Raw genomic sequence first — 25,645 nt, 5'->3', positions numbered from 1 at the left:
CCTTGCTCACCATCCATCTTGTCACTTTTATTATGCTATTACAAGTTGTGTGTTATCATAGTATAAAGACTACTAGTCTAACGAGTTCGACTTCTGGAAGGGGGAATGATTGATGAAAGATCAAGGAAGGCTCCAGGCCTTATCGGAATTTCTCAAGGCTGGCCGGGCCAAGATTTCGCCCGAATCCGTCGGGTTTGCGCACGGTTCGCGACGGCGTACGCCTGGATTGCGGAGAGAGGAAGTGGCGCAGCTGGCCGGAGTAAGTCCGACCTGGTACACCTGGCTGGAGCAAGGCAGAGATATTCAGGTATCCGCCTCTGTACTGGATTGTGTTGCTACAGCGCTGCAGCTAACCGTTGACGAACGGAAATACCTGTTTTCCCTGGCCATGGGTCCTGTCTCTCCTGCCGCCCGCTCCAAAGGCGAGCTTGCAGAGATCAGCCCCGCTCTGATCAAGATTATTCAGGAGCTGCGCTACTGTCCGGCGATTATCACGGATCGCCATTATAATATCGTGGCCTGGAATGCAGCGGCTTCACAGGTATTCATCAATTTCGACAGCATTCCCTTTGAACAGAGAAATATGATCTCCCTCCTGTTTACGAGAAAGGAATTACGGCGGCTCGCCGTCAATTGGGAAGACTTCGTCAGCGGCTTTCTGGCGATCTTCCGCGCTTATTATGGCCAGTATGTAGAAGATGAATGGTACGAGCAGTTTATTGCGGAAATGAACCGGGCCGCGCCGGAGTTCAACGCCTTGTGGCAGCAGAGCAAGGTAAGTACGGCGCCGGAGGTGCTGCTTGAATTCAGACACGCCAAAGCCGGCAAGATGTTATTCCATCTCACCTCCTTCCAGGTACAGGGGGACGCCGATTTGCGCTGCAGCATTTACACCCCTGCCGCTGAATCAAATACAGAAAATAAGCTGAGAAGACTGCTGGAGAGGCAGCAGGCAGTTGGCCCAAACAGCTAAGAAAAAAACCTGCAAATATGCAGGTTTTAACATAGAAAGGGCCTATTCTTTTTAATATTCTGCAATACGCATCCATTTCCTGATTCCAGATATTAATCAACCATAAAACCGCATTTTTGCAGGAAGCGTCCGCTCAGATCAAGGTAAGTTTGTTTTTTTATTTTATCGTTCATTCCATTGCCTAGGCCTGCAACAGCTTATGTCTTATCGTCTCGATCTCATCCGCACAAAGACCATTCGTGGTCAGATATTGCTCTGCACCGCCATAAACCGAATAGAGGTGATCGAGCATAATCTCCATATTTTCGGGTGCACTGCCCATAAAGGCACGGTACTCCTCCAGCGACATTTCCGCCGGGTGATCCTTCACCATCTCATCGATAATGGGGGCCAGGTTTGTCTCCGTCTCGGCATAATCGCTAACAATGGTCTCCCGAGAAACCCCTGCCAGATCCAGCAGAAGTGCAGCGATAACTCCTGTCCGGTCCTTGCCAGCAGAGCAGTGGAACAGCAGCCCGTCCTCCGTCTCCGCAATGCGGCTGAATACTTCTGCGATCAACAGCCCGGAGGTATCAAGCAGTATTTTATACATATCCCCCAGGTTGCGAATATCTCTTAACTTCGTAGTCGCTGGATTTACCAACGAGATGTTATAATAATTGACCCCTTGATGATCTGCAAAAACATCCTTCTTCGCTGCCGTCTCGTCACTGAAGCGCAGATCAATTATCGTCCTTACTCCCAGCTTGAGAATCAATTCCTGATCGCGCAGCGAGAGCTGGTGCAGACCATCTGCACGGAACAAACGTCCTCGCTGTACCATTTCACCGGCCATTGTCTCATATCCGCCAATATCACGCACATTATAAGCTCCGTCCAATTTCAGCAGACGCTCCAAGCCGTTCGGTGCCGTTCTCAATAGAATAACCGCCTTTCAAATGATCCAGGTCATGTCGGATTCCTATCAGCAAGTCCCCAGGCAAATCCGCAGCTTCCTACTACAAATTATAGGAAACCTGCAGCTCTTCCGTCAATTTTGTGCAGAAATATGAAGGAGTAGGTCTAACCTGCCCATATATCTCCCTCTAAAAACAAGAAATCGAGGAGTTAGTCCTCGATCTCTTTACGCCATTCCTGGCGGCTTCTTTTCCCCGATTTAGAAGAGCTTGTGCTTGAACGTCCGGCGTTTCTCTTCGCGGCGATCCTTTCTTTTCTCATCTGAAATCGAATCTCACGCTGCATCTTATGGTAGTTCTCAAGTCTCTTCCGGTCAAGCTGGCCTTCGTCTATCGCCTGCAGTACCGCACAGCCCTTCTCGTGCTTATGCTGGCAATCGCTGAACTGGCACTGTTCCTTCAGTCGCTCGATATCCTCGAAGGTACGCTCCAGGCCGCCATCATCCTCCCAGATCGATAGCTCCCGCATTCCTGGCGTATCGATAAGCACACCGCCCTGCGGCAGCAGGAACAGCTCGCGATGCGTCGTCGTATGGCGTCCGCGGCTATCGTCTTCGCGAACGTCCTGCGTAAGCTGCAGCTCAGCTCCGGTTAACCAGTTGATGATCGTGGATTTGCCGCTTCCGGATGACCCGGCCAGAGCTATCGTTGTACCCGGGTAGACGTAAGTCTCAAGCTGCTCCCTGCCGATGCCAAGATGAGCCGATACGCTAATTATAGGCACTCCGGGAGCAATCAGTTCTGTCTCGGCGATGTAGGAAGGAATATCCACACAGAGATCGCACTTGCTCAGCACGATCACCGGATTAACCCCGCTGTTCCAGGCCATGATTAAATAACGTTCCAGGCGGCGGACATTAAAGTCGTGGTTAAGCGCACAGACGATAAACAGGGTGTCTACATTAGCAGCGATAATCTGCTCCTTCGTCTCAAACCCCGCCGCTTGCCTGACAATCAGGCTCTTACGATCCACGATCTCATGGATAATCGCATCATCGCCTTCATTCATTATCTTCACCGCAACCCAGTCTCCGACACCCGGATAGCTTCTCAGCTCCGTGGCTTTGAGGCGAGCTTTGCCGGATAAAGTCGCCCAACTCGTCCCCCGCTCACTTCGAATCTCATACTTCTGGCCATGATCGGCTACAATTCTCGCCGGCTCCATTTGGCCTTTTACACTGTATTGCTCGGCAATATGCTGCCATTTAGGCTGCCATTCCGCAGTCCATCCAAATGCTTCTAATTGATGATTTTCCAAATGATGTTCTCCCTTTCGTCTTCTCCCGACAGATCAAGAGATGCGTAAAGGATATCCCTGCGCTGCAGCTTTCCGGGGCACATAGTTACTCATCCATTACGATAGACAGTAGAGAAATGACTCTTTCCCCGGTCATCTTGACGCCATTTCCGAAGCATTTCACAACTGCCAATCACCGTAATGTTGAAATCGAGATAAGCACATACCAAAAAGAGCATCCGCAGAAATCCCTCTACGGATGCTCAAGCATATGCCTATCTGATGAACTCAAAACTTGCCACCGTTGTAGGCAATTAACTACAAGCCGGGCAAGGGACTTCGATCAGAGGACAAATATCCGTTCGGGAGACGTATTTTTATAAGCAACATATACAGCAATGATCCGGTTACTCATACAACATCGCCTCCTTCAACAATTTCCCATAGTTTATCGGAAAGCCCCAAGGGAAGTCAATGGACAAAATAACTATAGTCATCTATTGGTATTGCTCTTCGTGATCGGAGGCGAACTTCAGAAAACCTCTTGGAGGTTGTCTTTTGGAGAGAGGCTCAAGTATAATGATGTGGCATAATCATCACAATATTACAAACTAGTTGCAGGAGGACTTATTGGAACTAATATGAGCATTTCTTCCCTTATTACTGTCGTCGCCGGTATTATCTTTGTACTGAACATTTTGTTCGGTCTAGTCATTGTCTTCAAGGAGAGGAAAGATATCGGCTCGACCTGGGCCTGGCTCCTCGTCCTCTCCTTCATCCCTGTGCTCGGATTCGTTCTGTACCTGCTATTTGCCCAGGATTTTCGCAAGATACGACTTTTTCATTGGGATGATTTCAAAAAGCTGCACTATGAACAAACATTACTCACACAGATGGGGAGCATCCAATCAAGCCGTTTTCAGTTCAAAAATGAGGTTTCCAACAAATATGACGATCTCATTTACATGCATTTGAACGAGAATCACGCCTTGCTGACGGAAGATAATGAGATCGATATTTTTACAGATGGCAGGGAAAAATTCGACCGGCTCTTTCAGGACATTAGAGAGGCGCAGGAATCGGTGCATGTTCAGTATTATATTTTCCGTCGGGATCGTCTCGGCAAGGAATTTCTTGATCTGCTGACGGAAAAAGCGAGACAAGGCGTCAAGGTTCGTCTGCTGTATGATGAGCTTGGCTCCAGGCAGCTAACCAAGGGCTTCTTCAAGGAGTTTTTCGCAGCTGGCGGCGAGGCGGAAGCCTTCTTCCCTTCCAAGCTCCATCTCATCAACCTGAGAATTAACTATCGCAATCACCGCAAGCTCGTCATTATTGACGGCAGGATCGGATACGTCGGCGGGTTTAATGTCGGGGATGAATACCTCGGCACAAAGAAGAAGTTCGGCTACTGGCGCGATACTCATCTGCGGGTTCAAGGCAGCGCGGTCTATGCGATGCAAATTCGCTTCATTCTCGACTGGAGTCAAGCCTCGCAGCATAACGAGATTACATACGAGCCTAGCCTGTTCCCGGACATAGAGACCAAAGATCAGGTAGGTATGCAGATTGTTACCAGCGGTCCCGATTCCAGACTGGAGCATATCAAGAACGGTTACATTAAAATGATCATGTCCGCCAAGCACTCCATCTACATTCAGACGCCTTACTTTGTTCCGGACCCGAGTGTCTTTGATGCGCTGCGAATCGCCTCGCTATCCGGCGTGGATGTCAATATCATGATCCCGGACAAGCCGGATCATCCGTTTATTTACTGGGCTACCTTGTCCCATATCGGGGAGATGATGAAGCTTGGTGTCAATGTCTATCTCTACAAAAAAGGCTTTATCCATGCGAAGACGATCGTCGTGGACAATGAGATTTCTTCGGTCGGAACCGCAAATATGGATTATCGCAGCTTCCGCTTGAACTTTGAAGTCAATGCATTTATATATCATGAAGCTACCGCCGAGAAGCTGAAAGAGATATTCATGAAGGACGTCAAGGACTCCACCCTCCTGACTGAGGAAGATTATGAGAAACGTCCGCGATGGGTCCGCATGAAGGAATCAATCTCCCGCTTGCTATCGCCAATTTTGTAGCGAAGTGGACCCGAAACATACTTAACCTTATTACACTTAAGCACAAACAAAAGCCAACCGGGTGATCAGCCTCTGCTAATCATCGGTTGGCTTTTTGCTATTAGGCTATCCTATGCGGCGGCTTACAATGAGCAAGAGTCATCTGTGCAAGCTGCACCGTCAGAACCGAGGAGGTCGAGCTTCGCTTTGGGATTCTCCTCTTCCCATACCTGATTCAGCGCGCCCAGAAAGGCTTCCACGGGCTGTGCGCCGCGAACCGCATACTTGCGATTGAGTACGAAGAACGGCACGGCTTGAACACCCAGTTTTGCCCCTTCCTGCTGATCGCCAATGACCTGCTCTTCATATTCGTCGCCAGCCAGCATTTGCTTCACTTCAGCGCCATCCAGCCCAACCTCGGCAGCCAGGCCAGCCAATACGTCATGATCCCCGACATGCTTCGATTCGGTGAAATAGGCAGCCAGAAGGCGCTCCATCATTTCCTTGCTCTTGCCCTTCGTATCCGCATAATGACTAACGCGATGGGCATCAAGCGTGTTCGTCATCACCGCCGTATCCAGGTGATAATCCAATCCGACTTCACGCGCCTGCGCAGATACCTGCTCATTCATCCCTCTGGCTTGTTCAACGGAAACCCCATATTTATGTGCAAGCATCTCGTCCATCGATTCGTCATATTGCTTCGGCGCATTCGGATCGAGCTGGAAGCTCTTGAAGACGAGCTCCACCTGATCTTTATGAGGGAACTGCTCCAACGCTTGTTCAAACTTCCGTTTTCCTATATAGCAAAAGGGACAAGCAATATCTGACCATACTTCAACTTTCATCTAGAATCCTCCTTATTTTATTCCCGACCTTAAGCCGAGACACCGTAGTCCATACATGCGAACCATAGCTGTAACTATGACAATTACATTATAAAGCATTTGCTTACAAAACTACAGCACCTTAAATTAATTAATTTAAAAAAATTGTGCCTTTTATTACAGACCTCTTTAAAGTCCCAGTGCTATATTCGCGTTAAACAACGTTTAAATCACAGTTTGAAGGAGACCCTTTGTATGCTACTTCACATTGGACTGGATATTGGTTCAACTACAACTAAACTGGTTGCCATTACAGCAAATGGCGAGATCATACATCAGAGATACGGCAGACATTATGCGGATGTGAAAGGTACGACCTTGCAAATGCTAAATGATGTAAAGGCTGAATTTCCGGACGCTGCCGTATCGATGAACATAGCCGGATCTGCAGGACTATCCTTGGCAGAGCATGTGGGACTGCCCTTCGTTCAGGAGGTTATCGCCTGCACAGAGGCCGTCGAGCAATACATACCCGCCACCGATGTTGTCATTGAGCTGGGCGGCGAAGACGCCAAAATCATTTATTTCACCGGCGGGCTGGAGCAGCGAATGAATTCCGCCTGCGCCGGAGGCACTGGCGCTTTCATTGATCAAATCGCCGCTTTGCTAAAGACCGATGCGGAGGGAATGAACGAGCTGGCCAAAGGCTGCAAGACGATCTATCCGATCGCTTCCCGCTGCGGCGTGTTCGCCAAGACCGATGTGCAGCCGCTGCTCAATGAAGGCGCCCGCAAAGAGGATATCGCCGCCTCCGTATTCCAGAGCGTCGTTACACAGACGATCAGCGGGCTGGCCTGCGGGCGTCCGATTCGCGGCAACATCGCTTTTCTCGGCGGCCCGCTGACCTATTTATCCGAGCTGCGCCAGCGCTTCGCCGAGACGCTGAAGATCGCTGACAAAGCGGTCATCTTCCCCGCGAACAGTCTCTATTTCGTAGCACTCGGCGCAGCCATCAAGAGCCGCGGCAATGAGCCGATTGCGATCAGCGATCTATGCTCGCGCTTCGAGAGCTTTACGATGATGGGCAGAAGCCGCAGCACCGTCTCCCTTCCCCGCCTGTTCCAGGATGAATGGGAACTGCAGCAGTTCCGTGAGCGCCATGCCCAAGCCTCGGTCCCCAAGGGGGAGCTGATAAGTTATGGCGGCCCCCTCTTCCTCGGAATCGATGCGGGTTCCACGACTACCAAGATCGTGCTGACCGGAACGGATGATGAGCTGCTCTATACGTTCTACGACAGCAATCACGGGAATCCGCTGGAATCGGTACGCAGCGGTCTGCAGGCAATGTATCGCGAGCTTTCAAGCGATGTCTACATCGCCAATGCCGCGGTAACGGGCTATGGCGAGGGATTGATCAAAGCCGCATTCAAGATCGATATCGGCGAAATCGAGACGGTGGCCCACTACAAAGCGGCGGCCCGCTTCTCTCCGGACGTGGATTTTATCCTCGATATCGGCGGCCAGGACATGAAATGCATCAAGATCAAAAACGGAGCGATCGATGGACTGATGCTGAATGAAGCCTGCTCCGCCGGATGCGGCTCCTTCCTGGAGAGCTTCTCCGGTTCGCTTAACGTGCCGATCAAGCAGTTCGCGGAAGCGGCGCTGCTTGCCGATGAGCCGGTTGACCTCGGCTCGCGCTGCACTGTCTTTATGAACTCCAAGGTGAAGCAGGTACAGAAAGAAGGCGTCTCCTTGGCTAATCTGTCCGCGGGGCTCTCCTATTCCGTCATCAAAAATGCGATCCAGAAAGTGCTGAAGCTGCGCAATACCGAGGAGCTTGGCGAGAACATCATCGTTCAAGGCGGGACATTTTACAATGAAGCGGTGTTAAGGGCCTTCGAGCTGCTGATAGGCAAGCAGGTTGTTCGGCCGGATATCGCCGGGATGATGGGTGCCTATGGCTGCGCCTTGATCGCCAAGGAGCAATACAAGGACGGATCAAGCGGCCTGTTGTCGCTATCCGAGCTTGGGGAATTCACCTGCTCGGTATCCCATAGCCGCTGCGGTCTATGCGGCAATAACTGCTCCCTGACGATCAATCGCTTCCAGGACAAGCGCTTCTTCATCACCGGCAATCGCTGTGAACGCGGCGCCGGCATGCGCAAAGAGAAAAGCAATCTGCCCAATCTTTATGAATATAAATATGACCGGATCTTCGGCTATGAATCACTGCCTGTTGAAGAAGCAATGCGCGGCACGGTCGGAATTCCAAGAGTTCTCAATATGTATGAGAATTATCCATTCTGGCACACCTTCTTCACAAAGCTTGGTTACTGTGTGATCCTCTCGCCTCGTTCCAGCAAGAAATTGTATGAGCGGGGCATGGAATCGATCCCTTCCGAGTCCGTCTGCTACCCGGCCAAATTAACTCATGGCCATGTGGACAGCCTGATCGACCAGAAGGTCGATTTCATCTTCTACCCTTCGGTCGTCTACGAACATAAAGAAGATGGAGAAGCGAGGAATCATTTCAATTGTCCGGTGGTCACCTCCTATCCTGAAGTAATCCGCGTTAACATGGATCGACTCAAGGAGGCGGGCATTCCGTATGTTCAGGCCTTCCTGACTTTGGATAACCCGAAATCACTCAAGCAAGAGCTGGCAAATACTTTTACACAGATCCCGCGCAAGGAAATAAATGAAGCCGTGGATGCCGCCCTTGCAGAAGCAGATGCCGTCAGGCGGGATATTCGCCGCAAGGGTGAGGAAACGCTGCGTTTCCTGGAGGAGAGCGGAACAAAGGGGATTGTGCTCGCCGGCAGACCCTATCATGTTGATCCGGAAATTCACCACGGGATTCCCGAGTTAATCAATACGTACGGGTTGGCGGTATTAACCGAGGATTCTATCGCCCATCTTGCCGAGCCGGCCAATGATCTGCGTGTTGTCAATCAATGGACCTATCATTCCCGTCTCTATCGCGCGGCCAGGGTAGTTGCCAAGCGCGAGGAGGTCGAGCTCGTACAGTTGAATTCCTTTGGCTGCGGTCTTGATGCGGTGACGGCCGACATGGTTCAGGAGATACTGGAAAGCAACCGGAAGATGTATACGATGATCAAGATCGATGAGATTAACAATCTTGGAGCCGCCCGCATTCGAATCCGGTCGCTGCTGGCCGCGATGAAAGAGCGTGAGCATAAGACTGTGAGAGCGGATCGGACAGAGACGCTATCCGGCGGTACAGTCCTGTTCACGGAGGAAATGAAGCAGAATTATACGATTCTGATCCCGCAAATGTCGCCGATTCATTTTGAATTATATGAGGCGGTGCTGAACAGTGAAGGCTATCGGGCTGAGCTGATCCCGGAAGTGACGCCGGATACGATCGATGAAGGACTGCGCTTCGTGAATAATGATGCCTGCTACCCGGCGATCCTGACCATCGGCCAGCTCGTTCATGCCCTGAGAAGCGGCAAATATGACGTCCATCGCACGGCAGTTATTATGTCTCAGACAGGCGGAGCTTGCCGCGCTACAAATTATATCGCGCTGCTGCGCAAAGCGCTTAAGGATGCCGGCCTGGAACAGATTCCGGTCATCTCGCTGAATGCGGTCGGCCTGGAGAAGCATCCCGGCTTTGAATTCTCGCTAGGCCTGATCAAGAAGCTGATTGCGGCTACCGTGTATGGCGATGCCCTGATGCGGGTCAGAAACCGGATCCGCCCCTACGAGCTTCAAGCGGGCAGCACCGATGACCTGTTCCGTAAATGGATGGACACTTGCCGGGCTTCGCTATATCATTTCAGCTTCCGAATTTACAGGAGCAACCTCGCCCGGATTGTGCAGGACTTCGACACGTTGCCGATTGCAAATCAGCGTAAGCCGCGAATCGGTGTCGTTGGCGAGATCCTCGTCAAATTCCATCCCGGAGCTAATAACCATATTGTGGAGCTGATTGAACAGGAAGGCGCAGAAGCGGCGATCCCCGACATTCTCGACTTCTTCCTCTACTGCAGCTACGGGCCGATGTACAAAGGCCAGCATCTCGGCAAGAGCAAGCTGGGAATCGCAGGCGGACGCAGCGTGATTTATTTCCTGGAGCAGTTCCGCAAGCCGCTCAAGGATGCACTGCTGGTAAGCGAGCGCTTTACCGCGCCGCTGACGATCTTCGAGCTGGCCGATAAGGCGAGCCGGCTGCTGTCTGTCGGCAATCAAGCCGGGGAAGGCTGGTTCCTGACCGCGGAGATGATGGAGCTGATTGAGAGCGGAGTAACGAATATCGCCTGCATTCAGCCGTTCGCCTGTCTGCCGAATCATGTTACAGGACGTGGAATGCTTAAGGGCCTTAAGGAGTTGTATCCAGCAGCTAACATTACAGCGATTGACTATGATGCCAGCGAAACGGAGGTCAATCAGATCAACCGTCTGAAGCTGATGCTGGCCACTGCATTCAAAAATATTGAAAGAGCCGGGGTGAGCCTATGAAGCAGTCATCTAAAGAACATGAATTATCAGCGAAAGAGCATATTTTAAAGGTCACTCATGATTATATTATGCAGACCGGCTTTGAATCCGTAACGACAAGGAAAATCGCGGCACTGGCAAACGTAAATATTGCAATGGTGAATTACTATTTCGGCTCCAAGGATAAGCTGTTAAACGAGACGATCAAGACGATCCTCAACTCATATAAGGGCTGCTTCTCCATTCTGGATCAAGTGGAACTGCCCGCCAAGAGGCGCATGGAGATCTTCCTGACCGAATACGCCAGAACCTTTCAGAAATATCCGGAGCTTCTGAGGCAAATTGTAAGGCATAGCAGCTTCCCGTTTGACTCCCAATTTGAGTTCGCTCATTATGTGAAGACAATGGGATTTCCAAAAGTAACCGCTGTCCTGAAAGAAATGACAAATGAGCTGGACCCGGACAAGCTGATACTGACGAGCGTGCAGATTTTTGGCGCTTTGCTCTTCCCCATCCTGATGGAGCCGATTATCGGTCCGATGTATCATTGCCCTATGCCTGATCTTGAGCAGCAGGTTGCGGATATTCTAAGTAGAATATCATAGCTCAGGAAAAGTTAAAACCGGAGCAGCCCCATTTTGAAATCAGGGCTGCTCCGGTTTTTTGCGCTAATTCGTACATATGGTTATCTAGGATGGGCTACGCCGACCGGCTCCATCATTAGCTCCAGGAAAGGCGGTGCCCCTCTCCCTTCCCGGAATCGCCCAGCTGGCGATAGTCGCTTGGAGTCATGTTATATTTGCGACGGAACACCTGGGAGAAATGCCTCATATCCTGATAGCCCACCTTCTCCGCGACCTCGGAAATTTTCAGGCCCGGTTGGCTCAGCAAGCGCCGCGCTTCCTCCATTCGCAGATGGATAATATAGTCCTTAAACCCTTGTCCCACCTTCTGTTTAAACAACTGGCTAAAATAAACCGGATTTAGAAAGACGACGGAAGATATTTTCTCAAGCGTAAGCTCCTCCTGATAGTGAGCTCGGATATATTTTAGCGCCAGTTCAATGGCTTCATTGTTATGATTATTATCATGCTCGGGCTCGTTGAATTGATCGATTGCCGCTTTCTTCAGAAGCTCAACCTGGCTCGGAATGAGGGAGAAATTGTCCAGCTCCTCCGAGGCGATGATCCGGAATGGCACCTTCAAGCAGTGCTTCAGCTGGGTCCTCAGTTCATCAAGCAGCACAGGCAGCTGGTGTGGCAAATCCGGTGTTACCAGGCCTACGAGATGACAGAGCGAAGCGCTGGCTACGACACCATAGCCAATATTGTCGATCAACTCCGTCAACACATTTTCCACAATAAAATGCTCCAGATGTCCGGATCGCTTCTGTTCGATTTGTACCATCACCACATAGAAATAAGGCGGCTCCTCCAGCAACGCGTTCAAATCGATACCGCCAAGGTCCAATCCGGTAATCAGCCTGGTTAGTGCGCCCTCCCGAAGCAGGCGCACATTCTGCCGCAACAAATGCGTCTCCTTGGAGCGCAGCGTGCTTTGCTCAATTTCCTCGCTAAGCTGCTCCACCATATCGATTAACGCTTCTTTGCCGATTGGCTTAAGCAGGTAATCCCGGGCGCCAAGGCGCACCGCTTCGCGGGCATAGGCAAATTCGGAATAAGCCGAGATGACCACCCATTTCACATGAGGGTGTCTGCTGCGAGACAGCTCCATCAGTTCAAGCCCTGTCATGCCAGGCATTCGTACATCCGTTAAGACCAGGTCGATAGACTCGGTTCTGAGCAGCCAGGCCGCTTCATCCGCTTTCGCAGCCAAATGAACGGAATATTCAGGAAAATGATGAGCTAACGTACGTTGAATCCCTTCGCGGATGATGCTCTCATCATCAACAACCAAAATGTTCATACCTCTGCTCCTCTCGTATCGGATCTTGGCATTACAACAATAACTTTGGTTCCTTGCCCCGCTTCGCTATGTAGAATGAGACCATAGGGCTCGCCGAACATCAGCCTTAATCTTTGATCAACATTAAAAAGCCCTATACCGCGGCGGCTTACAGCCAATCCCTCCACTTGCTCGATCTTCATCTGCGGTTCCAGCTCGTGCTCGGCTCCGCGGCGGCCGGGAAGCAATATATCCGAGAGGCGCTCCAGGGTAGCCGTGTCCATGCCCACCCCATCATCCTCTACGATCAACAGCAGGCGGTCTTCACCTTCCTCACTATAGACATGCAGCGTGCCCGATTGGGCCAGCGGTTCAAGGCCGTATTTTACAGCGTTCTCGATAATCGGCTGCAGCGTCATTTTTGGAATTTTGGAATCCAGATGCTGCGGTGGAACCGAAATATTTACATGCAATCTCTCACCGAGACGAGTCTCGATAATCGTCAAGTAATTGCGCATTTGCTCCAGCTCATTGCCCAGCGTGGAACTGGCACCTTCCTCCCATTCGCTGTTATAGCGGAACATGCGGGACAAGGCCAGGATAACCCGGCCCAGACGGTCATTTTCCCGTTCATCCAGCATCCAATAGATCATATCAAGCGTATTAAACAGGAAATGCGGGTTCACCTGGGTCTGAAGCGCTTGAAGCTGGGCGTTCTTCTCGCTGATCGATGCCAGCTTAATCCGCTCGATCAGGTCATCGATTCGTCCGACCATCCGGTTGAAGGAAGCGACAAGCACATTAATCTCTTCATAGGAACCGGCCTTCACTTCCCCGCGGAAGTTCCCCATCTCTACCTGCTTCATTTGACGGATCAGTCGCTTAAATGGCAGGGAGAAGGTCCGCGATATGAAGCCGGCCAGAAATGTAGCGGCGATAATGACGCCAATAACGACAGACATTAGATACTGTCTGGTCTTCCTCAATTCAAGCTGCATATCCGACATCGGGGTCTGACTAATTAACGTCCATTCCGGTTTTTGAATCGGCGCGGCTGTAAGCAAGGAGCCGTTCATTTCCTGGATTCGGATGCCGTCGATACGCGCTGTAGAAGGCCAGTTCTGCGGAATGCCCGTCTCCTCCCCACCCTGAGCGGTGCTGATGATCTCCATTCCATGTTCATCGCGGATCGCCACAATGCTGCCTGCTCCCAGACTGGCATTGGATAACGCGGAGATGATCGCGGAAGCATCCGTCTCGATCAGCACGACGCCGATCTTCTTAAGCTCGGTCAGCTCGAACAGCTGACGGCCAAAAGCGAAGACCGGCTTGTCGAATCCCCCGCTCATCAGCGACTGAGGGTACACCCCCAGCCATTTCATCTCCCCGGAAGACTGACGCAGCATCCGGAACCAGGCCGTCTCCGCATATTCGCGAACCATTCCGCCCATAGAACGTTCATAGCTGTATACCCGGCCGGAATAGGTAACAATATGAATCCCTACGATATCATCACGCGAATAAAAGATTGCCCCTAATGTATCGGTAATCCGTTGATCATTATTAACTTGCACCACCGGATTATCTTTATTGCCGCGATCCTGCAGGAGACGAATCAACTCGGTATTGCTGTTCAGCGATTTAGTAACGCTGTCATAGCTTTTTAACAGCAAATCAAATAACCCCGCGGTCTGAGACATGTTCTTCTCCGCAATGTCACTCACCTTGGTTCGTATTTGCTCGGTCGCCCGTTGATAGTATAAATAAGTCGTTATTAATACTAAAGCTAGCATACCTACTAATAATAGTAGAAACAGACGGGTATGAATTGAACGGAAGCTTCTCATAGTAAACCTATTTTACCCTTTGACTGCCCCGGCGACCATCCCCTTCGTAATCTTCTCTGCGAGCAGGAAGTAGATCAGGATGACAGGCAGTGCTCCGAGCACGAGGAAGGCCCCAATTCCCCCATAATTGACCGAATATTGGCTGACGAAGCTGTATACGCCAAAAGGTAATGTTTTTAACCGCTCGGCTGTAACGAAGGTGGCAGCCAGGATGTATTCATTCCAAATATTAATGAAAGTCAGTATGCAGACAGTCATCATCGGCGGAACCGATATCGGCAGTGCGATATTCCAATAAATCCGGAAGACGCCCGATCCGTCTACAATGGCTGATTCTTCGATCTCGTGCGGAATCGAGCGCATGAAGCCGCTAATGATAAATACGGCAATTGGCGTCTGAAAAGCCATATAAGGCAAAATGAGCGACAGATGCGTATTCAAAATCCCCAGATGCTTGAAAATGATCATCAGTGGAAGCAAGGTGCCCTGCATCGGGATCATCATCCCAACGAGGAACACCATCAATACCACATTCGCAAATTTCCAACGGAATCTGGCGATGGCGAATCCAGTCAGCGAAGCCAGTACAATAACACAGAGCATCGTTACAGAAGTAACAAATAGACTATTCAGCAAATAGCGGAAATACTGCCCGCCTCCGAGCGCATCGCTGTAATTCTGCCATTGCAGACTGGCTGGCAAGGCGAAGAAGCTTCCGGAGAGAATCTCCTCGTTCGTCTTCAAGGAATAGATCAGCAGCCACAGCAAAGGATAGAGCTGAGTAACGATCAGGATCGCGAAGATCACATAGACGATGGAAGTGGTTATTGAGAAGCGTCTATGTCTATAATTCCGCACAGTAGGTTTCCGCAGGACAGGTGCCGTGTGACTCATCTTATCTCCCCCTCTCTTCTATGAATACCGTTTGTCCAGCTTGCTGAACAAACCGTTGATAATAATCGTTGCTGCCAGACATAGAATGACCAGGAAAGAAGCGATCGCACTGCCGTATCCGTACTTCATGGATAAGAACGACATATTGTACATCAGGCTGGCCACGACCTCTGTCGCATGTGCCGGACCTCCGCCGGTCATCACCATAATCAAGTCAAAAGATTGCAGCGAACCGATAAACGATAGCACCACCGAAATTTTGAAAATCGGCACGATCAGCGGCAGCGTAATGTAACGATCTGCCTTCAGTCCGCTGGCGCCATCGATCTTGGCCGCTTCGTAAATATCGGAAGGAATATTCTGAATGCCGGTAAATTGAATCAGAATATGATAGCCAAGATACTGCCATAAAGCGACGACGATCACGGAATAGATCGCTATCTTCGGCTCGGTCAACCAGGAGTGCGTCCAACTGTTAAGCCCTAATGACTCCAGAATCTGATTAAGCATTCCGCCCATCGAAGCCGGATTGTAAATGGTCTTCCACAGTTGTCCAATCACGACAACGGATAGAATGACGGGCAGAAAGTAGCTGGAGACGAGAAAGTTGGGCTTCCTGACATAGCGGCTGATTAATATCGCTATACATAAAGCCAGAGGCAGCTGCACGCACATGGATACTCCGGCAAGCAGCATGGTTCTTCCAACAGCGGGCCAGAATATAGGATCGTTTGTCAGCATTTTCTCGAAATTTTTAAGACCGATAAACTTAGCCGCGCCGATCCCGTTCCAATCCAGCAGGCCGCTGTAGAAGGAGACAAGAATCGGCACGAATACCAGCAAGCTGTATATGAATAGACAAGGCAGCACAAACGCAGCGATCTTCCATCCGGACACCTTAAGCACATTCATGATGTTCCCTCCTATCTAGACGTTAATGTAGAGCAAGGAGACCGAAGAGAGCTTGGGATCTCCAGCTTTCTTCCGGTCTCCTTCCTCAGCGTCCGTTATTCTTTATTCTCTTCGTAGGCCGTCTGATGCTCTTTTGCAACTACGCCCGCATCTGTCTTGGATACGAACAGATTCTGAATGCTGCTTAGATGAGCCTGTGCCGTACCCGGGTTCATCGTATTATCGAAGGCGAGGTCTCCCCCTTTAACATCCTTGAACAGTTTCAGAACTTCCATCGCCATATCGGAATATCCGGCCGCTTTGAAATCACCGTCCACCGTCTGCGCCAGACCGATCGCGCCTTTCAGATTGAACATTTCCTTCGGATAGTTGACCAGGAAGTAGTTCAGGAAGTCGAGAGTCTCCTCCAAATGCTTGCTGTCCTTGGAGACGGCGAACGCGCTGCCCGGAGCAAGCATGAATTCATCCGGATTTCCCTTGCCGTTAACGGTCGGGAACTTGAACACACCGACATTTTGATTCTCGTTAGCTGTCGATTCCTCAATACCGCCCGTAGCCCAGCTGCCCATAAAATACATCGCGGCTTTGCCTGTCTTGAACAAGTTCTCGCCTGCGTTATAGTCGAAGGACGTTGCTCCTTCCTGGAAGGCTCCAGCCTGCACCAGATCTTCAAAGGCATTAACCGCTTCGGTGAACGCCGGATCTTCAAAAGTCTTCTTGCCATCGATCACATCCTGGAGGAAGCCGGGGCCGCCATTCGTACGGAGCAGAATATTCATAAACAGGAAGGAACCGGTCCAGGAATCCTTCTCGCCGATCGCCATCGGCTGAATGCCCTTCGCCTTAAGCTGCTTCACCACATCAACCATTTCCTCGAAGGTGGTAGGAACCTTGACCCCGCCTTCTTCGAACATCTTCTTGTTGTAATAGACAATGGCGATATTGTTGCCGTCCGGAAGCGCATAGAGATTGTTGTCGAAGGTGTAATAATCCAGAATGCCTTCTTGGAAGGTTCCCTTCAGTCCATTTTTCTCTACCATCTCGTTGAGCGGTGCAAACAGGCCTGCATCCACAAATGGCTTCATCTGCGCAGCCGGGTTAACGATCGTAATGTCCGGCACTTCCTTGGAAGCCGCCTGAGTTTTCAGCTTGACCTTCTGCTGGTCGGTATTCAGCGAATCCAGCTCAATTTTGACATTTGGATGCTCGGCTTCATAATTGGCAACAACCGTGCGAAGCATTTTGTACTTCGGATCGGTCGGATCCGGATAAATGTTCTGGAAAGTAATCTTGACCTCTTTCTTGCTCGTGTCTTCTTTGTTGCCGGCGTTCGTCTGACTGTTCGTGCTGCCCTCATTCTTCCCGCCATTGTTGCTGCTAGCGCTTCCATTATTGCCGCTGCCGCAAGCAGCCAGTCCCAAAGTCAGTGCGCTGGCAAGCAGTGCAATCATCAGTGGCTTGAACTTCATCCCGTTAATCCCCCTTAGCCAATATTTAATTTCTAGCTTCATTATGTTGTAAGCGGGATCATCTCACAATGCGTGATCTTAAGGAGTCATGTTTGTAAAATTAAGATTTTTCCAAAAAAACCGGGTCATCCCAGCTCAAGCTGGAGATTTCCCGGTTTGCAGATATTACCTAGTTGAATTCTTTATGATAATTACAAATCTAAATCTACGGGGACAACCGCCTGTTTCACTTCATCGGCCTCCTCCCGGTTAATAAGCATAGCGGCCAATAAACCGACGCACAGGATGCAAGCTAGCAGAATAAATGTAATCAGGTAGCTGCCGCTCTTCATGGAATAGAGTGAAATCACCGGACCGAAGCTGGTACCAGTAAACAATATAAACGTATAGACGGATACTGCTATTCCGCGCATCTTCCCTCCCAATTGGCCTACAAGCGAAACCAGGGAAGGCACGGCAATGGCGATGCCTGATACAAAGATGATACTCATGATAACCAGCAGCGGCAGATGAGAGATCATTCCCATAGAAGCCAAGCCGATGATTGCCAGCAACAACCCGGCCCGCAGCGTAACACGCACACCCAGCCGCTTGGATATTCTGCCTGCGAAGGGAGACACGAGCATGCCCAATATGCCAATCATTCGCACATAGAGGATCTCTTGCTTGCTCAGTTCAAAGGGAGCTTGGCTCAAATAATTGCCGAGCACCGTATACATGCTTACAAATGACATAAGCAGTACAAACGCTACCAAATAGCATAGCAGCAACTGCTTCCGGACAAATACTTTGCCGATTTGCTTCATAGGTTCCCAGATATTAGCATGGGCTTGCTGGATGCCTCCTTTTGGAAGCAAGAAGAACACCACGGCCGCGGTTAATGCGTACACTATTGCCAGGGTATAAAACACAGCATTCCATCCGTATTGCTCACTGATTACACTGCTGATTACTTGCCCCACGATCCCTGCTGCCAGAAATCCCGTACTGATAAACCCGATTGTTGTAACCCGTTTTTCCGCCGGATACATTTCCACCGCATAGGCAAGTGAAACCGGGGAGAAGGTTGCAGCCGCAGCACCTTGCAGTCCCCTTAGAACCAAGACCCAGGCAAATTGATGAACAAATCCAAGTATGAAAGAGATCATCGCCAGAAAAAGCAGTCCTGCGAAAATAACGGGTTTCCGCCCGTATTTATCCGATAGAGCGCCATAGATTAAGCATCCGAGGGCAAAGCCAACTGAAAAGGTGCTTCCCGCAGCAGCTGCCTGTGTCTCGGAAATACTGAAAAGCTGCGCGAACACGGAAATAAGCGGAATGGTGACATATAAGCTGGACATGACTACGAGTCCGGACCAGCATAGAATGACGGTCATGAGTGAATAGTTTCTTGCTCTATTAGTTTGTTTAATCATTGCACACCTCTAATTTAATATAGTTCATAGACAGATTTTGCCGGAAATTGCATCTCATACAGCGCCTTGTATCTTCCCTTTTGCCGCAGCAGTGTCTCATGATTCCCCAGCTCTATGATCTGTCCGTGCTCCAGGACAACGATCTGATCTGCGCTTTGAATTGTCGAAAGCCGATGGGCAATCACCAGACAGGTCCGCCCTGGCAGAAGCAAGGATAACGCACGCTGGATATGCTGTTCCGACTCCGTATCAAGGGACGCCGTAGCTTCGTCCAGAATAAGGATACGTGGATTGGTCAAGAAGGCTCTGGCCATGGACAGCCTTTGCTTTTGCCCGCCTGAGAGCTTGACCCCTCTTTCCCCAACGGGCGTCTCATACCCTTGAGGAAATTCAGCAATAAATTCATGCGCGTTCGCAGCGACTGCCGCCGCCTGAATTTCCTCGGCTGTTGCTTCCGGCTTGCCGTATGCAATATTTTCACGAATTGTTCCGTTCAATAGAATGACTTCCTGCGACACAATCCCCATTTGCTGACGCAGTGATTTCATCGTCACATCCGTTAACGGATATCCGTCAATATAGATATCGCCTCGTTGAACGTCGTACAGACGGGCAATCAGAGAAGCAATCGTTGATTTGCCTGAGCCTGATGAGCCAACCAGCGCAGTCGTCTGATTACGCCGCAGCCGCAAGTGGAAGTTCTGCAGAATCGGTCTTCCCTCCTCATAAGCAAACCCTACATCATCGAACACAATATCCCCCTGAACAGGAGGGAGTACTATCGCATCTTCCTTATCGCAAACCCTTGGGACAACCTCCAGCACTTCTTGAATCCGCTCGAAGGCGGCTGCAGATTGCTGTAGCTTGGTTATTAATCGGCTGAAGGAACGGATGGGCGCTTGCAGCAGGCGCAAGTAGGCCAAGTAAGCGACAATCTCACCTACAGTCATACGGTTGTGCATGATCTGCCATGCTCCAAACAGGAGTACTACGGTCATGCCTATAAGGTTAAACCAGTTGATTATAGGCGCGAAGATGGCTGATAAGCGAGACGCCGCTACGATGGCTGCCCGGTGCTGCTCACTCCATTTTGCGAACTCCATGGCTTCCTTATCCTCACTTGCAAATGACTTGACCATACGAATGCCTGACAATGTATCTTGAAGTGAGTTATTTAATTCCGCAGATATTTGCCGGACTGTTCGATAGGCTCTTTTAATGCGCAGACTGAAAAATCGCGATGTAATGAATAGAAAAGGCAAAGTAATTAAAGTCAGCAGCGCCAGCTTCCAATCGGTATAAAACAAGTAGCCGACAATCGCAATAAAAGTAATCATGTCTGCGAGGATAGAAAGACTGTCAGCGGAAACCAGCTCTTGCAGTTGATTGACATCCCCCGTTAACCTTGCCATTAAGTCGCCTGTACGATTGCGGTCGAAAAACGTCAAATCCAAACTTAGGGTGTGCTTATACAGCTTGTTCCGCAATTGGAGGATAGCTCTCTGACTAACAAGCGTCATCACGTAACTGCTGCCGAAATTAAACGCCCCCAGCAGCAAGCCTGCCAACACAATAAGCCCTCCCGTTTCCAACAATGCGTTATACCTCTTAGCAGGTATAATCTGATCAATAATGTTCTTGGTTAGCTGTGGAATCATAAATTCTAGCACGGAGATGGCAATAACAGAAATAGCGCCAAGCATCAGCAGGCTCCATTGTGACCTGGTGTGCATGAACATCTCCTTCACCATCATGCGCAGCGTAACCCAATGAGGTGTACGCGCTTTCTGTTGATGCATGGAACCTTGTGTTCGTCTCATGTTTGATCACGTACTTTCATTTCAATATAAGCGTAAATAGTTGATTAAGATTAACTGGATCGTATTTCATGTAATTAGATTATCTAACTATATGTTCAAAAAAATTATCTTCCTGCCCCCAGCCGATTTTCGATATTTTTATTTAACTTGGCCAGGACGCTTCTCAACACCTCCTGCTCTTCTTTAGTTAATTCCTCTACCATAGATGCGCAGGTCGACCAGAAGTTAGGCAATACTCGCTGCAGCAGCGATCTGCCTTCCGGGCTGATGCGGACATGGGTCATGCGGCCGTCCTTGGCATAGGGCTCGCGGATAATCCAATTCCTCTGCTCCAGCCAGATCAGCAATGACGTCACTGAGGAGCGGCGTATGCCGAGCCGATCCGCAATTGATGATGGTGTAACCAACTCTTTATCCGCGTGAAGCGATAATAACATTAACAGATCGAGCTTGCTCTCGGTGATATCAAAAGCAGATAAGTCTTCATCCACTAGGTCGAGTACGTTATCCCCCAGCCACAGCATGACCAATCCCAAATGAGCCGCGTTCTGATCCGTCTCGGATGAGGCAGTACGCTCCATAAGCTTCAAATACGGATCTATTCCCAGTTTAGGCAAATGCTGCTCTGTTGTGTATTCTTTGGCCGGCTTTCTATTCATCATGCACACCTCCTTGCCCATATAGTTAGATTATCTAATTATATGTAATATAACCTACTTTTTTTCTCTTGACAAGTCAGATCAATCACATTTTCGGATGGTCTATACTCCGTCAGCCTGAATCCATCCATCAGATCGTCATGGGACATATCTTCCCTGTACGAAGAACAGCAGCCCCGCTTGAAGCCGGAGCTGCTGCCTTACTTGTAATCATTTATGCATGAAAATCAAGGCCGGAGCGAACTTCCTTGACGTAGCCGCTGCGGATGACGAAATCGCCAAAGTGCTCCCCTGTCCGTCTATCTGCTGCAAAGTGCTTGAGGATCGGCGAAAGTGAATCCAAAATTTCCGCTTCGCCGATATTTTCCTTGAACAGCTTGCTTAAGCGGTCACCGGCGAAGCCGCCGCCCAAATACATATTGTATTTGCCAGGCGCTTTGCCGATGAAGGCAATCTCGGCTAATGCCGGTCTGGCGCAGCCGTTCGGGCATCCGGTCATGCGGATGACGATGTCCTCCTCCACCAGCCCCACCTCCTGCAGCATCGGCTCGATCTTATCCAGCAAGGAAGGCAGGTAACGCTCTGATTCAGCCATCGCCAGACCGCAGGTCGGAAAAGCGACGCAAGCCATCGAATTTCTGCGCAAGGCTGTGTAGTTAGCCCCATCGGATAATCCGTGCTGCTGGATGAGCTCGTTAATCTTTTTCTTCTTATGACTGGACACCCTGCCAATCACCAGGTTCTGGTTCGCGGTCAAGCGGAAATCCCCCTGATGGATTTTGGCAATCTCCTTAAGACCGGTTTTAAGCAAGTAGCCTTCCTCATCCTTAATACGTCCATTCTGAATAAATAATGTATAATGCCATTTGCCGTCGCTGCCCTTCACCCAGCCATAACGGTCGCCGTTATGCTCAAAATGGTACGGGCGTGCATCCTCCAGACTCCAGCCGAGCCGCTTTGTCAATTCTTCGATGAACCAATCGATACCGCGATCATCGATCGTGTATTTGAAGCGGGCATGCTTGCGCACCGCACGATCACCATAATCGCGTTGAATCGTTACCGTCTTCTCCGCCAGGTCCACAACCTGCTCCGGTCGGCAAAAGCCAATCAACTGCCCTACCTGCGGATAAGTATGGGTATCTCCGTGGGTCATGCCCATGCCTCCGCCAACCGTTATGTTGAAGCCCTGCAGCTTGCCATTCTCCACGATCGCGATAAGGCCAAGATCCTGTGAATAGACATCTACATCATTGGAAGGTGGAACAGCAACGCCGATTTTGAATTTCCGCGGCAAATAGACCGCGCCATAAATCGGCTCCTGTTCTTGCTCCTTGCTCGGCGTCCCCTCCACCTTCTCCCCGTCCAGCCAAATCTCATGGTAGGCGAGCGTTCTTGGCTCAAGATGCCTGCTCAGCTCGCTGGCCCAGGCATAGACCTGCTCATGAATCTCCGACTGGTACGGATTCGGGTTGCACATTACGTTGCGGTTTACGTCTCCACAGGCAGCAATCGTCGTTAATAAGGAATCATTGACCTCCTTGATCGTCTGCTTCAAATTCCATTTCAAGAGCCCGTGCAATTGGAAGGATTGCCGCGTCGTTAAGCGAATCGTGCCATTTCCGTAGCGATCGGACAAGGAATCCATCATCAGCCATTGATCCGGTGTCACAACTCCACCCGCAGCGCGGACGCGAAGCATAAATTGATAAGCCGGCTCCAGCTTCTGCTTATTACGCTCATTGCGCAAATCACGGTCATCCTGCATATAGCTGCCGTGAAACTTCATTAATCGGTTATCATCCTCCGGGATGGACGCGGTAATGCGATCCTCCAGCGTCTCCCGCAGATTGCCGCGCAAATATTTGCTGCTGCGCTTAATATCCTCCACATCGCTATGCGGCGCACTGTTCGGCGATAGTAAGTTATTGTCTGACATCGGCCATTCTCCTTTCGCAAGCCTTAGGGGTAGTCCATAAGTCCACTTGAAAAACGCATGCTTGAAGTACAAGCTTCGCTGCTGAAAGCGGACTTTTGGGCCCTCTACAATACTCTTTTAGTACACATCTCTTAAGTAACGCTTCTCCTGCTGCATCCCGGCCAAATATTGCCCAGCCTGCTCTGCATTCAAGACTCCCTCACGTTCAATGATTTGAAGCAGCGTCGCCTGAACGTCATGAGCCATTCTTTTCTCATCTCCACAGACGTAAACAACGGCCCCCTCTTCCAGCCAGGCGAACAGCTCGCGGCTGTGCTCCAGCATACGATGCTGTACGTACACCTTCTCGGTCGTATCCCGGGAGAAGGCTACATCCATCCGGGTGAGGACGCCGTCCTTCAGCCAGCGCTGCCATTCAATCTGATAGAGGAAATCAGTCGTGAAATGCTGATTCCCATAGAAAAGCCATGATTTTCCGGTTGCCCCCGTCTCTTCCCGTTCTCCCAGGAACGCTCTGAACGGAGCTACGCCGGTGCCAGGGCCGATCATAATAATCGGTGTATCCGGATGCTCCGGAAGCCGGAATTGATCGTTTTGCTGAATGTATACCGGCAGGTGCTCGCCTACCTCTGCACGCTGTGCCAGCTGCGTTGAGCAGACGCCGTACCGTTCCCGGCCATAGCTCTCATAGTTCACCGTACGTACCGTAATATGAACCTCCTCCGGATAGGCGGTTGGACTGCTGGAGATCGAATACTGGCGGGGGGGTATTTTTCGTAAAAGAGCTGTAATTTCCTGCGCCGAATGCCCTTTTAACGAGAAATCCTGTATCAGATCCAGCAAGTCGCGCCCGTTCAGATACGATTTCAGCTCCGCCTCATGCCCAGGCTGTACTAGCTCTTGCAACCGGGCATTCCCGGTTAAGGCCGCGGCCTGGGTTAACAACGGTTTCGTTAATACTGTAATTTCATAATGGGTCAACAGAGCATCGCCAACCGACCTCTGCTCGCCGTTCTTGTTGATCGTCACGGTTTCCTGACCCGACCAGCCCATCGCTTCCAGGATATCCGTAACGAGCTGTGGATGATTCTCCGGGTAAATAGCCAGGCAATCGCCTGGTTGATACTGCAAACCTGAGCCTTCCAACGATAACTCAATATGCCGTGTCTCGCGTTTTGAGCCGCGTCCGTTGAGGTTCAGATTTTCAAGGATCTCAGCCTGAAAAGGATTTGTACGGGAGTATGCGGAGGAGTTTCCGCCGGTCTGATCTCCCGCAATCTGAGACGTGCTGACGTGGACAGCACCCCCCGCGGTCGTCGCGTGCCCTGCATTTAGCGCAGCCAGAACTTGATTCATCCATTCCGCCGCTGCCTCATCAAAGTCGACATCGCAATCCGCCCGTTCAACGATTCGCTTGCCGCCAAGCTCCTCCAGACGTTGATCAAAATCCTTGCCTGTTTGACAGAAAAATTCATAGGACGTATCACCCAGCGCCAGTACTGAAAACTCCAGCCCTTCGAGCTTTGGAGCCCGTTTGCTGTGCAGGAACTCGTAAAATGAGATCGCTGCATCCGGCGGCTCGCCTTCCCCATGCGTACTGACCAGGAGCAGAAGTCTCTCCATCTTCTTCAACTGGTTGGGCTTCAAATCTCCCATCGAGACCGTCGTTACCTGGAAGCCTTCTCCCTCCAGTCTGCTTGACAGCTGCTGCGCCAGCCCTTTCGCATTACCAGTTTGACTGCCGTATAACACCGTCACTTCTTTGGATGCCGGAGCCCCCGCCTGCACTGCTGAAGAAGGCTCACTTGCCGTAAGCATCGCAAAATCCGCCGTACTTACAGTTGCTGTCTGACCAGCTGCCGCTGAGGCTATTGGAGCCGCTTCTACTGCGGCAGTTCCCAGCAGTGCCGTGAGATAACCGCTCAGCCACACCCGCTGTGAATCGTTCAGGCCCGGTAACAAACGATTTAGCAGATCAACCTGCTCTTCATTAAAAGGACTATTCGTAACTTGCAAGACCAATATCTTCACCCCGTCCAACGTGCACATTTTAAGAAGGTTGTTCAAAAAGCCCGCTCTAGACAAAAACGATCTGCTTGAACACACATTTTAAATTCCAAGTATTTATATCAGAATTGTATAAACTGAAATTAACATAGCATGGATATGAGGTCAATTAGAATGATCTTATGGTATTTATCAATAATATTGATAAAGTCAGCCGGCCCTCCTTATATAACCTCATCC

At 50.3% G+C, this 25,645-nt stretch carries 17 protein-coding genes; 4 read left to right on the top strand and 13 right to left on the bottom strand.

Annotation, left to right across the window (positions count from 1 at the left end):
• The first annotated feature begins 112 nt into the window (after positions 1-112).
• Positions 113-973 (top strand): helix-turn-helix transcriptional regulator, encoded by an 861-nt coding sequence (locus BN1360_RS17435; RefSeq protein ID WP_068781128.1) that lies wholly within the window; start codon positions 113-115, stop codon positions 971-973.
• A gap of 181 nt (positions 974-1,154) precedes the next feature.
• On the opposite strand, the gene BN1360_RS17430 is transcribed toward BN1360_RS17435, so the two are convergent.
• The gene (locus tag BN1360_RS17430) at positions 1,155-1,892 is read right to left on the bottom strand and encodes a tyrosine-protein phosphatase (protein ID WP_068781127.1); all 738 of its coding nucleotides are present in this window, start codon (positions 1,890-1,892) and stop codon (positions 1,155-1,157) included.
• A gap of 188 nt (positions 1,893-2,080) precedes the next feature.
• Entirely contained in the window at positions 2,081-3,187 is a 1,107-nt protein-coding gene (gene rsgA, locus BN1360_RS17425) for a ribosome small subunit-dependent GTPase A (protein WP_068781126.1), read from the bottom strand.
• Between the two features lie 620 nt (positions 3,188-3,807).
• Here rsgA and cls point away from each other — a divergent pair.
• A complete protein-coding gene (gene cls, locus BN1360_RS17420) occupies positions 3,808-5,265 on the top strand; it encodes a cardiolipin synthase (protein ID WP_068781125.1) in 1,458 nt (485 codons plus the stop codon).
• Between the two features lie 122 nt (positions 5,266-5,387).
• Here the strand turns inward: cls and BN1360_RS17415 are convergent, their stop codons facing one another.
• The gene (locus BN1360_RS17415) at positions 5,388-6,092 is read right to left on the bottom strand and encodes a DsbA family oxidoreductase (protein ID WP_068781124.1); all 705 of its coding nucleotides are present in this window, start codon (positions 6,090-6,092) and stop codon (positions 5,388-5,390) included.
• A gap of 234 nt (positions 6,093-6,326) precedes the next feature.
• Between BN1360_RS17415 and BN1360_RS17410 the strand changes: the two genes are divergently transcribed.
• Positions 6,327-10,559 carry a 2-hydroxyacyl-CoA dehydratase gene (locus BN1360_RS17410; protein ID WP_068781123.1) on the top strand — a complete coding sequence of 1,411 codons (4,233 nt, stop codon included), beginning with the start codon at positions 6,327-6,329 and terminating at the stop codon, positions 10,557-10,559.
• Complete coding sequence (locus BN1360_RS17405) at positions 10,556-11,143, top strand: TetR/AcrR family transcriptional regulator (RefSeq protein WP_068781122.1); 588 nt, start codon at positions 10,556-10,558, stop codon at positions 11,141-11,143. The genes BN1360_RS17410 and BN1360_RS17405 overlap by 4 nt, the downstream gene beginning before the upstream one ends.
• 115 nt (positions 11,144-11,258) lie before the next feature.
• On the opposite strand, the gene BN1360_RS17400 is transcribed toward BN1360_RS17405, so the two are convergent.
• From BN1360_RS17400 to BN1360_RS17355, 10 genes are all read right to left on the bottom strand, one after another.
• Positions 11,259-12,464 carry a response regulator gene (locus BN1360_RS17400; protein ID WP_068781121.1) on the bottom strand — a complete coding sequence of 402 codons (1,206 nt, stop codon included), beginning with the start codon at positions 12,462-12,464 and terminating at the stop codon, positions 11,259-11,261.
• Positions 12,461-14,236: a sensor histidine kinase gene (locus BN1360_RS17395; protein ID WP_229521031.1), complete on the bottom strand. Its 1,776-nt coding sequence runs from the start codon at positions 14,234-14,236 to the stop codon at positions 12,461-12,463. The genes BN1360_RS17400 and BN1360_RS17395 overlap by 4 nt, the downstream gene beginning before the upstream one ends.
• 66 nt (positions 14,237-14,302) lie before the next feature.
• Positions 14,303-15,184, bottom strand: a complete 882-nt coding sequence (locus BN1360_RS17390; RefSeq protein WP_082790105.1) for a carbohydrate ABC transporter permease — start codon at positions 15,182-15,184, stop codon at positions 14,303-14,305.
• Between the two features lie 18 nt (positions 15,185-15,202).
• A complete protein-coding gene (locus tag BN1360_RS17385) occupies positions 15,203-16,096 on the bottom strand; it encodes a carbohydrate ABC transporter permease (protein ID WP_068781119.1) in 894 nt (297 codons plus the stop codon).
• A gap of 95 nt (positions 16,097-16,191) precedes the next feature.
• Complete coding sequence (locus tag BN1360_RS17380) at positions 16,192-17,565, bottom strand: extracellular solute-binding protein (RefSeq protein ID WP_068781118.1); 1,374 nt, start codon at positions 17,563-17,565, stop codon at positions 16,192-16,194.
• Between the two features lie 191 nt (positions 17,566-17,756).
• Complete coding sequence (locus BN1360_RS17375; RefSeq protein WP_068781117.1) at positions 17,757-18,980, bottom strand: MFS transporter; 1,224 nt, start codon at positions 18,978-18,980, stop codon at positions 17,757-17,759.
• Between the two features lie 14 nt (positions 18,981-18,994).
• Positions 18,995-20,800 carry an ABC transporter ATP-binding protein gene (locus BN1360_RS17370; protein ID WP_068781116.1) on the bottom strand — a complete coding sequence of 602 codons (1,806 nt, stop codon included), beginning with the start codon at positions 20,798-20,800 and terminating at the stop codon, positions 18,995-18,997.
• A gap of 104 nt (positions 20,801-20,904) precedes the next feature.
• Complete coding sequence (locus BN1360_RS17365; RefSeq protein ID WP_068781115.1) at positions 20,905-21,459, bottom strand: MarR family winged helix-turn-helix transcriptional regulator; 555 nt, start codon at positions 21,457-21,459, stop codon at positions 20,905-20,907.
• A 214-nt stretch (positions 21,460-21,673) separates the two neighbouring features.
• Positions 21,674-23,398, bottom strand: a complete 1,725-nt coding sequence (cysI, locus tag BN1360_RS17360; protein ID WP_068781114.1) for an assimilatory sulfite reductase (NADPH) hemoprotein subunit — start codon at positions 23,396-23,398, stop codon at positions 21,674-21,676.
• Between the two features lie 117 nt (positions 23,399-23,515).
• The gene (locus tag BN1360_RS17355) at positions 23,516-25,420 is read right to left on the bottom strand and encodes an assimilatory sulfite reductase (NADPH) flavoprotein subunit (protein WP_068781113.1); all 1,905 of its coding nucleotides are present in this window, start codon (positions 25,418-25,420) and stop codon (positions 23,516-23,518) included.
• Positions 25,421-25,645 lie beyond the last annotated feature (225 nt).

Origin of the sequence: Paenibacillus sp. GM2 (assembly GCF_900069005.2) — a bacterium.
Classification (GTDB): domain Bacteria; phylum Bacillota; class Bacilli; order Paenibacillales; family Paenibacillaceae; genus Fontibacillus.
Note: the sequence above shows the minus strand (reverse complement) of the source record. Positions and strands in the feature narration are given on the sequence as shown.

Bases quoted from the DNA above. Each gene is read 5' to 3' on its own strand.
- BN1360_RS17435 (WP_068781128.1), top strand. From the start codon at position 113: ATGAAAGATCAAGGAAGGCTCCAGGCCTTATCGGAATTTCTCAAGGCT.
- cls (WP_068781125.1), top strand. From the start codon at position 3,808: ATGAGCATTTCTTCCCTTATTACTGTCGTCGCCGGTATTATCTTTGTA.
- BN1360_RS17415 (WP_068781124.1), bottom strand. From the start codon at position 6,092: ATGAAAGTTGAAGTATGGTCAGATATTGCTTGTCCCTTTTGCTATATA.
- BN1360_RS17410 (WP_068781123.1), top strand. From the start codon at position 6,327: ATGCTACTTCACATTGGACTGGATATTGGTTCAACTACAACTAAACTG.
- BN1360_RS17405 (WP_068781122.1), top strand. From the start codon at position 10,556: ATGAAGCAGTCATCTAAAGAACATGAATTATCAGCGAAAGAGCATATT.
- BN1360_RS17400 (WP_068781121.1), bottom strand. From the start codon at position 12,464: ATGAACATTTTGGTTGTTGATGATGAGAGCATCATCCGCGAAGGGATT.
- BN1360_RS17395 (WP_229521031.1), bottom strand. From the start codon at position 14,236: ATGCTAGCTTTAGTATTAATAACGACTTATTTATACTATCAACGGGCG.
- BN1360_RS17390 (WP_082790105.1), bottom strand. From the start codon at position 15,184: ATGAGTCACACGGCACCTGTCCTGCGGAAACCTACTGTGCGGAATTAT.
- BN1360_RS17385 (WP_068781119.1), bottom strand. From the start codon at position 16,096: ATGAATGTGCTTAAGGTGTCCGGATGGAAGATCGCTGCGTTTGTGCTG.
- BN1360_RS17380 (WP_068781118.1), bottom strand. From the start codon at position 17,565: ATGAAGTTCAAGCCACTGATGATTGCACTGCTTGCCAGCGCACTGACT.
- BN1360_RS17375 (WP_068781117.1), bottom strand. From the start codon at position 18,980: ATGATTAAACAAACTAATAGAGCAAGAAACTATTCACTCATGACCGTC.
- BN1360_RS17370 (WP_068781116.1), bottom strand. From the start codon at position 20,800: ATGAGACGAACACAAGGTTCCATGCATCAACAGAAAGCGCGTACACCT.
- BN1360_RS17365 (WP_068781115.1), bottom strand. From the start codon at position 21,459: ATGAATAGAAAGCCGGCCAAAGAATACACAACAGAGCAGCATTTGCCT.
- cysI (WP_068781114.1), bottom strand. From the start codon at position 23,398: ATGTCAGACAATAACTTACTATCGCCGAACAGTGCGCCGCATAGCGAT.